The 9,313-nt window shown below is 67.8% G+C and carries 10 protein-coding genes and 1 pseudogene; 8 read left to right on the top strand and 3 right to left on the bottom strand.

Annotated features, from left to right (window positions below; all coding sequences use genetic code 11):
- The 3 genes and pseudogenes from U5809_RS18565 to U5809_RS18555 all read left to right on the top strand — a co-directional run.
- Positions 1 to 193: pseudogene (locus U5809_RS18565) on the top strand (putrescine ABC transporter permease PotI); the annotation flags it as partial.
- 59 nt (positions 194 to 252) lie between these two features.
- On the top strand, positions 253 to 498 hold the full coding sequence (locus U5809_RS18560) for a hypothetical protein (RefSeq protein ID WP_322087625.1): 246 nt from the start codon (positions 253 to 255) through the stop codon (positions 496 to 498).
- Positions 499 to 560: 62 nt separating this feature from the next.
- Positions 561 to 995: a GNAT family N-acetyltransferase gene (locus U5809_RS18555; RefSeq protein WP_322087624.1), complete on the top strand. Its 435-nt coding sequence runs from the start codon at positions 561 to 563 to the stop codon at positions 993 to 995.
- A 30-nt stretch (positions 996 to 1,025) separates the two neighbouring features.
- On the opposite strand, the gene U5809_RS18550 is transcribed toward U5809_RS18555, so the two are convergent.
- Positions 1,026 to 1,937 (bottom strand): LysR family transcriptional regulator, encoded by a 912-nt coding sequence (locus tag U5809_RS18550; protein ID WP_322087623.1) that lies wholly within the window; start codon positions 1,935 to 1,937, stop codon positions 1,026 to 1,028.
- Positions 1,938 to 2,043: 106 nt separating this feature from the next.
- Between U5809_RS18550 and U5809_RS18545 the strand changes: the two genes are divergently transcribed.
- Together U5809_RS18545 and U5809_RS18540 are read left to right on the top strand one after the other, a co-directional pair.
- Entirely contained in the window at positions 2,044 to 3,234 is a 1,191-nt protein-coding gene (locus tag U5809_RS18545) for an amidohydrolase (protein ID WP_322087622.1), read from the top strand.
- A gap of 40 nt (positions 3,235 to 3,274) precedes the next feature.
- A complete protein-coding gene (locus U5809_RS18540; RefSeq protein ID WP_322087621.1) occupies positions 3,275 to 4,033 on the top strand; it encodes a transporter substrate-binding domain-containing protein in 759 nt (252 codons plus the stop codon).
- Positions 4,034 to 4,049: 16 nt separating this feature from the next.
- On the opposite strand, the gene U5809_RS18535 is transcribed toward U5809_RS18540, so the two are convergent.
- The gene (locus U5809_RS18535; protein WP_322087620.1) at positions 4,050 to 4,946 is read right to left on the bottom strand and encodes a LysR family transcriptional regulator; all 897 of its coding nucleotides are present in this window, start codon (positions 4,944 to 4,946) and stop codon (positions 4,050 to 4,052) included.
- A gap of 129 nt (positions 4,947 to 5,075) precedes the next feature.
- On the opposite strand from U5809_RS18535, the gene tam reads away from it, so the two are divergent.
- On the top strand, positions 5,076 to 5,861 hold the full coding sequence (gene tam, locus U5809_RS18530) for a trans-aconitate 2-methyltransferase (RefSeq protein ID WP_322087619.1): 786 nt from the start codon (positions 5,076 to 5,078) through the stop codon (positions 5,859 to 5,861).
- A gap of 30 nt (positions 5,862 to 5,891) precedes the next feature.
- Here the strand turns inward: tam and U5809_RS18525 are convergent, their stop codons facing one another.
- Positions 5,892 to 6,482 (bottom strand): GNAT family N-acetyltransferase, encoded by a 591-nt coding sequence (locus U5809_RS18525; RefSeq protein ID WP_282507893.1) that lies wholly within the window; start codon positions 6,480 to 6,482, stop codon positions 5,892 to 5,894.
- A 758-nt stretch (positions 6,483 to 7,240) separates the two neighbouring features.
- On the opposite strand from U5809_RS18525, the gene U5809_RS18520 reads away from it, so the two are divergent.
- Positions 7,241 to 8,404 carry a porin gene (locus tag U5809_RS18520; RefSeq protein ID WP_322087618.1) on the top strand — a complete coding sequence of 388 codons (1,164 nt, stop codon included), beginning with the start codon at positions 7,241 to 7,243 and terminating at the stop codon, positions 8,402 to 8,404.
- Positions 8,405 to 8,626: 222 nt separating this feature from the next.
- Positions 8,627 to 9,286 (top strand): M24 family metallopeptidase, encoded by a 660-nt coding sequence (locus U5809_RS18515; protein WP_322087617.1) that lies wholly within the window; start codon positions 8,627 to 8,629, stop codon positions 9,284 to 9,286.
- Positions 9,287 to 9,313 lie beyond the last annotated feature (27 nt).

The following is a 9,313-nucleotide window of genomic DNA, read 5'->3' as shown; positions in this document are numbered from 1 at the left end:
GGGGCCGGGGTCGACGACGCTGCCGCTGGTGGTGTTCTCGCGCGTGCGGCTGGGGCTGAACCCGGAGATGAACGCACTGGCGACGCTGTTCATCACGGCCGTGACGATCGGCGTGATCGTCGTGAACCGGATGATGATCGCGCGCGAGCGGCGCCGGATGGCCGACCTGAAGGCGGCGTTCGCGATGGCGTGAGCGTGGGTGTGACGGCATGACGACAGCGACGGCGGGCGCATAACGGGCCCGCCGTTTGCATGGGTCGCTTGCTTGCAGGGCAGGTAACGGGGCGGTCGTATGCTGTGCGCGTGCGCGTGACCGAGCTGGTCGGCTACGGCGACGGTGCCACTTGCAAGGCGGCGCAGCCGGCCCGATTCGCGACGGCGCCTTCGGTGCCGGGCTTCGGGTTCCCGATGTGGCCGGGCAACGCGTGGGAATTCCACATGGCACGCAAGATCGCACGCGAGTTGCGCGCTCGCCACGCCGCGGGCGACACGCTATAGTCGTGCGATGCCCGCTGACGGTGCGGCACACCCGACGGCCCTCTCACGCACGTGTTCTTCCGATGACAGCCCTTCCCGACGTTACCCTGCGACTGACCGACACCGAGCAGCCGGCCGCACGAGACTTCATCAGCCGCAAGCTCGGCGAATTCAACCATGCGATGACGGGGCGTTCGGATGCGGCCGCGCTCGACGTCTACGTGACCGACCCGACCACCGGAGAGATTCTGGGCGGCCTGACGGGGCGCACGTCGCTCGGCCTGTTCTTCATCGATCTGTTCTACCTGCCCGAATCGCTGCGCGGCGGCGGCTTCGGCAGCCGGCTCCTGCGCGAGGCCGAAGCGGAAGCGAAGCGCCGCGGATGTGCGCGTGCGGTGCTCTACACGATCTCGTTCCAGGCGCCGGATTTCTACCGGAAGCAGGGTTACGAGACGTTCGGCGAAGTGCCGTGCGAGCCGGAAGGGACCGCGCGCGTGTTCATGGTGAAGGTGCTTTGATCCGGAGCCGAGCCGACTCCGTGATCCGGTTCACGGCGCCTGATGCGCCGCGCGTTGCAGGCATTCGATGAACGCCGTCATGCTTGCGCCCGGCACGAGATCCTTGCGGTGCATCAGCCCGAGCGTCAGCGGCGACAGGTTCGCATCCGTCTGCAGCCGCACCAGCCGGCCGCCGCACGCCGGGTCGTCGAGCAGGAAGTCCGGCCATACGCTGACGACGCCTGGCTCCCGTGCCAGCTCGCCGTAGAGCCGTTGTGACGTGCAGACCGTCACGCGCGGCGTCGGCGCATGCACGCCGTCGCCGCAGAGCGCGCGCCAGAATGCGGGCCAGCTGTCGCGAGTGTGATTGTAGAGCCAGTGTGCGCCGGCGAGCCTGTCGAGGCGCGTTTCGCCGGCGAGCGGATCGCCGTGCACCACGCCAAGCGATTGCGCGGACGTGCCGAGCGGCACGACGCGGTATTCGGCCGTTCGGTCGCTGTCGGCGACGAATGCGACGCACAGGTCGAACGAACCGTCGCGCAGCCCGTCGATGATCTGCGTCGGCGCGCATTCGTAGACGTTCAGCAACACGTCGGGGCGCGCGGCGCGGAACGCGCGCAACGCGTCGGGCACGACGATCGACGCGGCCAGCAGCGACACCCCCACCGACAGCATGCGCCCGGCCCCGGAGCGCATCGCTTCCAGCTCGCGTTCGGCGAGTGCGATTTCGGCGACCACCGTGCGCGCATGGCGCAGCAGCGCCTCGCCGTAGCGCGTGAGCCGCACGCCGGCGCCGCTGCGTTCGAGCAACTGCACGCCGACGCGCGCTTCGAGTTCCTTGATGCTTTTCGTGACGGCCGGCTGCGACACGCTCAGCGCGTCGGCCGCGGCCATCAGCGTGCCGTGCTCGGCGATCGCGACGAGCATCTGCAACTGTGCTGTCTTCAGGGTGCCGCGTTCCATAAGCGTTCGCTATACGCATGAGAAATTGGAAATCGGCCGGCCGCCCGGCGCGCTTATCTTGTGGGCACCGGCCGGCAAGACGGCACGAGTATACAAGGAGGCAGGTTTGACAACGAACGGTATCGACGTCGATCTCGACGAGCTCGTCGCATTGCGCCGCGACATCCATGCCAACCCCGAAACCGCGTTCGACGAGCATCGCACCAGTGAACTGGTCGCCGCGAAGCTGCGCGCGTGGGACATCGAAACACATACGGGGATCGGCGGAACGGGCGTTGTCGGCGTCGTGCGCGGGCAGCGCGGCGCGGGCCGCACGATCGCGCTGCGCGCCGACATGGACGCGCTGCCTATGGAAGAGGAAGGTCGGCCGCTGCACCGGTCGCTGCGCAACGGCGTGTTTCATGGCTGCGGGCATGACGGGCACACGGCGATGCTGCTGGGCGCGGCCTGCCACTTCGGCAAGCATCGCGATTTCGCCGGCACGATCGTGCTGGTATTTCAGCCGGCCGAAGAGACGGGCGGCGGTGCGAATGCGATGCTCGCGGACGGCCTCGAGGAGCGCTTCGGCTACGACGAGATCTACGCGCTGCACAACGCGCCCCATTTCGAGCCCGGCACGTTCGGCGTGCGCGACGGTGCGATGCTGGCGTCGTGCGACGAGATCGTGATCTCGATCGTGGGCGTCGGCGGCCACGGGTCGGCGCCGGAGAAGACCAAGGACCCGGTGATGGCCGCCGCGCAGTTGATCTGCGCGTTGCAGACCGTCGTGAGCCGCACGGTCGAGCCGAATGCCGCGGCCGTGGTGAGCATCGGCAGCATCCATGCGGGCAGCGCGCCGAACGTGATCCCCAGTCACGCGGCGTTGACCGGCACGCTGCGCACGTTCGACGAGCGCGTGCGTACGCTGTCAAAGGCGCGGATTCGCGGCATCTGCGAGGGCATCGCACTGGCGAGCGAGTGCGCGATCTCGGTCGACTTCGCGAACAGCTCGCCGGCGACGGTCAATCATCGCGAGCAGGCGGAGGCGGCCGCCGCGGCCGCCGCCGACGTGTTCGGCACGCAGAACGTGCTGCGCGATTTCGTGCCGCTCAACGGCTCGGAGGATTTCTCCGAATTCCTGCTGCGCCGGCCGGGCGCGTACGCATTGATCGGGCAGGGCGGCGTGTACTGCCACCACCCCGAGTTCGATTTCAACGACGACGTGCTGCCGCTCGGCGTGCGCTATTTCGTGACGCTCGCGCATGCGCGGCTTGCGCGTCGGCAGGAGGGTTCGGGAGGCGATTGCAATGACCTGTGAAGCACGACGGTACCGCGGAGTCGTCCGCGCGCTGGCAGCGATGCTGGCCATCGCCGCATCGGCGGCCTCGGGCGAGGCGGCGGCCGCCGGCGCGACGCTGCGTTTCGGCACCGACCCGACCTATCCGCCCTACGAATACAAGACGCCTGACGGCCGGCTCGCGGGCCTCGACATCGATATCGGCAACGCGGTGTGTGCGGCGGCGCAGGTGCGTTGCGTGTGGGTCGAGAGCAGTTTCGACGGCCTCGTCGCGGGGCTCGCCGCGCGCAAGTTCGATGCGATCGACGCGTCGATGGCGCCGACTGCCGCACGGCGGCGCGTGATGGATTTCACGCAGCCGCTCTACGCGGCCGACATCCGGCTCGTGGCCGCGCGCGACCGCCGGCTGATGCCCGAGCCGGCATCGCTGGCCGGCAAGCGGATCGGCGTGCTGCAGGGTTCGACGCAGGCCGCGTTCGTGAAGGCGAACTGGGAGCCGCGCGGCGTCGTCATGCACGAATACGCGGACCAGAACAGTATCTATGCGGATCTCGCGAACGGCCGTCTCGACGGCACGCTGGTGCTCGGCACGGCCGCGCGGCTCGGCTTCCTCGACAAGCCGCAAGGCGCGCGCTTCATGTTGTCGGGGCCGCGCATCGACGATCCCGCGATCGCCGGCGCCGCGAGCGTGATCGGCGTGCGCAAGGGCGACGCGCAAACGCTGCGGCTGCTCGACGCGGCGCTGGCGCGGTTGAAGGCGGACGGCACGATCGCACGCCTCGAGCGGCAGCATCTCGGCGCGGGCGGCGGCGCCGAGTAAAGGCCATGGCCTGCCGTTACCGCGCCGGCGCCGCGCGCTCGACGATCATGTCGTAAAGCGCACGCGCGGCTGGCGACAGTTGCGCGCTTTTACGCGTGACGAGGACGAGCGTGCGCGTCACCGACGGCTCGACGAGTTCGATCGTGCGGATCATCGGATACGCGTTCTTCTGGATCGCGAGCTTCGGCACGACGGCCGCGCCGAGTCCTTCCGCAACGAGCCCGAGCGCCGTGGAGCTGCGCTGCACCTCGTAGAACGAATGCAGCGACACGCCGCTCGTCTTCAGCGCGCCGTCGAGCAGCCCGCGATTGCCGCTCACTTCGCCCGCGAAGATCAGCGGATGCGGCTGCAGCGCCGCCCAGCGAATGCGCCGCCGCCTCGCGAGCGGATGATCGTCGCGGCACACCAGCACGTACGGATCGCTCGTCAGCGGGACGTTGACCAGTTCGGGATGCTGGTCGCCGGCGATGCCGATGCCGAACTCGGCCTCGCGATGCAGCACGGCCTGCAGCACCGACGCCGACGCGTGATCGAGGATCTTCACGCGGTCGTGCGGCCGGTGCGCGGAGAATGCGCGCAGGATGCGGGGCAGGTATTGCACGCCGACCGTCGGCACGCACGCGATCGTGACGTCGCCGCGCTGGCTCAGGCCCGTCTCGCGGATCTCGGTCAGCGCGTCGGACAATTCGTTCAGCAGCCGGCGTGCTTGTGGCAGGAAGCGCCGGCCGATCTCGGTCAGCGTGGTGCGGCGTGTCGTGCGCTCAACCAGCGCGACGCCGAGATAGGATTCGAGCTTGCGCAGCCGCTGCGTGATGGCCGTCTGCGTGACGTGCAGCGTATCGGCTGCCTGCCGGAAGCTGCCGCCGTCGGCGATTGCGACGAAAGCCTGGACACCGAGCGTATCGATCTTCATCAGAATTTTGAATCAATCACGATATTAAATTCATTTTACTGAAGGTCGCGTGCGGTCGCAGAATGCGCTGCATCGACGGCTGCGCGGATCCCGGTGCGCATGCCGTCCGTGCCGACAAGGAGAACCCTCGTGACGACCCCACTCGATCAATACGCGAACCAGTACGTGCAGTTCGAGGACGAACGCACGCGGCCGGTGCGCGACCTCCTGGCCGCCGTGCCGAAGACGCCCATCCATACCGCGATCGACATCGGCTGCGGGCCCGGCAATTCGACCGAGGCGCTGATTGCACGCGCGCCGGACTCGACGATCCACGGGATCGACGCGTCGGCGGACATGATCGCGGCCGCGCGCAAGCGGCTGCCGGCGCTGCGTTTCGATCTCGCCGATGTCGCCACGTGGGACGATCCGGGCGGCTATGACCTGATCCTGTCGAACGCGGTGCTGCAATGGGTGCCCGCGCACGACACGCTGTTCCCGATGCTCGTCGGCCGGCTCGCGCCGGGCGGCCATCTCGCGGTGCAGATGCCGGACAATCTCGACGAGCCCGCGCACCGGCTGATGCGCGACGTCGCCGCGGGCGGGCCGTGGGCCGGCAAGCTGAAAGACGCGGCGCGCACCGAGCGGTTCGATGCGCGGTACTACTACGCGTTGCTGTCGCCGCTTTGTTCGCGCGTGGACGTGTGGCGCACGACCTACTACCACCCGCTGCGCGGCGGCGCGGACGCGGTCGTCGAATGGTTCAAGGGCAGTGCGCTGCGGCCGTTCCTTGCGGCGCTCGACGACGCCGAACAGCGCGCCTTCCTCGCGCGTTATCGCGACGCGATCGCCGGGCCGCACGGTTACCCGGCACTCGACGACGGCACCGTGCTGCTGCCGTTCCCGCGCCTGTTCATCGTCGCGACGCGCAAGTGAGGCGGCAATGACGCGCCGGGCGGCGGGGCGTCAGCGCACCGGCCGCATCGATTCCGGGTCGACCGTGCGGATTCGCGCAGTCTGTCCGTCGCGCAAGTCCTTGTACCAGAACAGCGCGACCTCGCCGGCGTTCTCGCCGTCCGCGTACAGGAAGCGGTCGTGGCCGCCGAGCGCGAAGCCCGCGCGCGCATAGGTGGAGCAGGCCGCGACATTGTTCGCCTGCGTTTCCAGCCGCATGAAGCCGAACCCGTGATTGCGCGCCCAGGCTTCCGCTGCCGCCAGCAGGAATTGCCCGATACCGAGGCGTCGATGTTCCCGGTCGACGGCCAGTTCGGCGATTTCGGCCATGCCGTTCCAGCTCTGGCTGACCGCCACGAACCCGGCGAACTGCCCGCCGGCGGTCGCGCGAAAGAGCGCAGTCTTGCCCGATGCTTCGTCGGCCCAGCCGGCCGGATCGAACCCGTAGTCCTTGCGGCGCGCGGGCAGTGCGCGAAGGTCGAGCAAATCCTGATACGGCGCATTCAGCTCCCATGCGATGTCGAACGAGAAGTCGCATTGGTCCAGTTCGTCGGCGGCAAGCGAGATCGCCGGTTCGATGCTGATGTGCTCGGCTCGGTCCATATGTCGGTGTCCTGTCTTCGGCGGAGGGTGTGGTCTCGTCAGTGACGCGATCGCCGGCGCACCGATGTGCGTCGAATCGCGCCCGTTTCCGTTCTTCGTTTTCTGCATCTGCACAATTCGCCGCGCGCGAAACCGGCACAGACCGGCCGCTTGTCCGGCTGCCGGCCAGGCGCCACTCGTGCGCCGTGCGGCGCCGCACACGTTTGCGGCCTGCGCGCACTGGCCGATGCGTTCGTTCAACCGCCTGATTATGCTGGATTTCGGCGCCGCCACGGTGCTGCTGCCGGTGCGATGAGGGCAGCCGCGCGTCGTGTCTCCGATCCGGTCCGGCCGTCGCTCGCCTGTGGATGAAAGACGACAGGAACCCGAATAATTGTTTACCGTTTGGTGACAACTCGATATATTCCGAAAAATATATCGAAGGTCGTGGCGCCGTCACGCGTCACGTCGTCCACCTGCTCCACGAAAGCCGGAAGAGATTCTGACCTGCATCGCCGGAGCAACGCGTCGTCATGGCATGCGCAACCGGTGCGCGCGCTTCCCGACGCTGCAACACGAGCGGCCGCCCCTGCGGCATGCCGCTTCAGCAAGCCCACACTGGCATCGAAACGGAACATCGTGCACGCGCATGAGGGTTTGGCGTGTCCGGCATTCGTTCAGTTCAGCGGCTTGCGCTCGTCCGTCAACCATTTTTTCGTCGATACGCCGCGCGTCTCGCTGCGACGCAGGCGCGCGCGTCAACAACAAGAGGAAGCAGCATGAAGAAGACCATCGTGGCCGCGGCCGCACTCGGGATGTTCGGCACAGCCGCACACGCGCAAAGCAGCGTCACGCTCTACGGGCTGATCGATGCGGGTATCACGTATTCGAACAAGGTCGCGACGGCGGGCGGGCACGACAAGCTCGTCAAGTACGGCGACGGCGTGGCGTCGGGCAGCCGCTGGGGCATCCGCGGCACCGAGGATCTCGGCGGCGGGCTGAAGGCGCTGTTCGTGCTGGAGAACGGCTTCAGCAGCGGCGACGGCACGATCGGCCAGGGCGGCGCGCTGTTCGGCCGGCAGGCATTCGTCGGGCTGTCGAAGAACGGGATCGGCTCGCTGACGTTCGGCCGCCAGTACTCGTTCTCGACCGACTACATCGGCGCGAACTACACGATGGGCAGCCAGACGCCGGCCGGCAACTACGCGTATCACATCAACGATCTCGACCAGCTGACCTCGAGCCGCATCAACAACGCGGTGAAGTTCCAGAGCGCGAACTTCGCGGGCCTCACGTTCGGCGCGATGTACGGCTTCTCGAACTCGACGCAGTTCGCGGGCACGCCGACCACGACCGGCGCGAACGGCTCGCAGGGCTCGTCGAGTGCGTACAGCTTTGGTGCGAACTACGCGCAAGGTCCGTTCGGCATCGGCGCCGCGTACACGAACATCCGCTTCCCGAACGGCGCGACGCCCGCGTTCGGCGTGAGCATCGCGAACATCAACACGCAGGGGCTGCGCGATCTCGAGACGGTCGGCGTCGGCGCGCGCTATGCAATCGCGGCGGCGCTCGTGTGGGCGAACTGGACGCATACGAAGTTCACGCCGTTGTCGGGCGAATCGTCGAAGCTGAACAACTACGAAGTCGGCGGCCGCTATGCGTTCACGCCGGCCCTGAGCGGCGGCCTCGGCTATACTTTCTCGAAGCTCGACGGCCGCTTCGACGGCAAGTGGCACCAGGTCAACGCGGCGCTCGACTATGCGCTGTCGAAGCGCACGGACGTATACGTGAGCGCGGCCTACCAGAAGGCGTCGGGCAGCAACACGATCAGTGGCCGCGTGGTGCCGGTGCAGGCCGAGATCGGTTCGTCGGGGTCGTTCATCGGCAACGCGGGTGCGAACACGCAGCTCGTCACGCGGATCGGCCTGCGTCACAAGTTCTGATCGACGCAGGAAGGCGGACGTTGCCGATGTCGGCGGCACCCGTCGCGATGTCCGGAACCTGAGCCGGCACGACAACGGGCGCTCCCATCGGAGCGCCCGTTTTGCCGTGGGCGACACGATGACCCGGCAACGCGTCGGCCCGGAAAGCGATATATTCCATCATGCATACCGAGGCGGCGGTCGATCGTGTCGTCCCACATTCACCCTTACGGGAGCCCCATCTTGAACTCGACGCAACGCGAAGCCGTCGGCGAAGCCTTTTCGCTCGACGCGATGCAGTACGCAAGAACCATGACCTGGCAGGCCGTCGACGCCATCGCCGACGGCATCCGGCCGGGCATGCGGGAATCGGAGGCCAACGCACTCGGGCTGAGCGTGCTGAAAGCGCTCGGGATGGACCGGATCTGGCATCCGGTGCTCGTCCGCTTCGGGGAAAACACGCTGCGCACGTTCAAGGAGCGCTCGGTGGCGGACCCGGTGCTCGCCGACGACGACATCTTCTTCATCGACCTGGGCGCGGTGTGGGCGAAACATGAGGGCGACGCGGGCGCGACGTTCGTGTGCGGCGACGATCCCGACATGCATGCGTGTGCGCACGCGGCGCGCGTGATCTACGACGAAGTCGAGCATCACTGGCGCACCACTGGCTGCGCGGGCATCGCGCTGTACGAATTCGCCGCGCAACGCGCCGACTCATACGGCTTCCGGTTGAACGTCGACATCAAGGGCCATCGCGTCAGCGATTTCCCGCACGCGATCTACAAGGCCGGCAATCTCGGCGATTTCGATGCCGCGCCGGCCGCCGGCTTGTGGATCCTCGAAATCCAGATCGCGCACCCGACGCGGCCGTTCGGTGCATTCCACGAAGACCTGCTCGTCTGAGCCCGGCGCCCGGCGGCGCGCGTTATG

Source organism: Burkholderia sp. BCC1999, assembly GCF_905339975.1.
GTDB lineage: Bacteria > Pseudomonadota > Gammaproteobacteria > Burkholderiales > Burkholderiaceae > Burkholderia.
The sequence above is the reverse complement of the archived record's forward strand: the minus strand, read 5'-3'. Positions and strand labels throughout refer to the sequence as shown.

Bases quoted from the DNA above. Each gene is read 5' to 3' on its own strand.
- U5809_RS18555 (WP_322087624.1), top strand. From the start codon at position 561: ATGACAGCCCTTCCCGACGTTACCCTGCGACTGACCGACACCGAGCAG.
- U5809_RS18525 (WP_282507893.1), bottom strand. From the start codon at position 6,482: ATGGACCGAGCCGAGCACATCAGCATCGAACCGGCGATCTCGCTTGCC.
- U5809_RS18560 (WP_322087625.1), top strand. From the start codon at position 253: ATGGGTCGCTTGCTTGCAGGGCAGGTAACGGGGCGGTCGTATGCTGTG.
- U5809_RS18535 (WP_322087620.1), bottom strand. From the start codon at position 4,946: ATGAAGATCGATACGCTCGGTGTCCAGGCTTTCGTCGCAATCGCCGAC.
- U5809_RS18540 (WP_322087621.1), top strand. From the start codon at position 3,275: ATGCTGGCCATCGCCGCATCGGCGGCCTCGGGCGAGGCGGCGGCCGCC.
- U5809_RS18550 (WP_322087623.1), bottom strand. From the start codon at position 1,937: ATGGAACGCGGCACCCTGAAGACAGCACAGTTGCAGATGCTCGTCGCG.
- U5809_RS18520 (WP_322087618.1), top strand. From the start codon at position 7,241: ATGAAGAAGACCATCGTGGCCGCGGCCGCACTCGGGATGTTCGGCACA.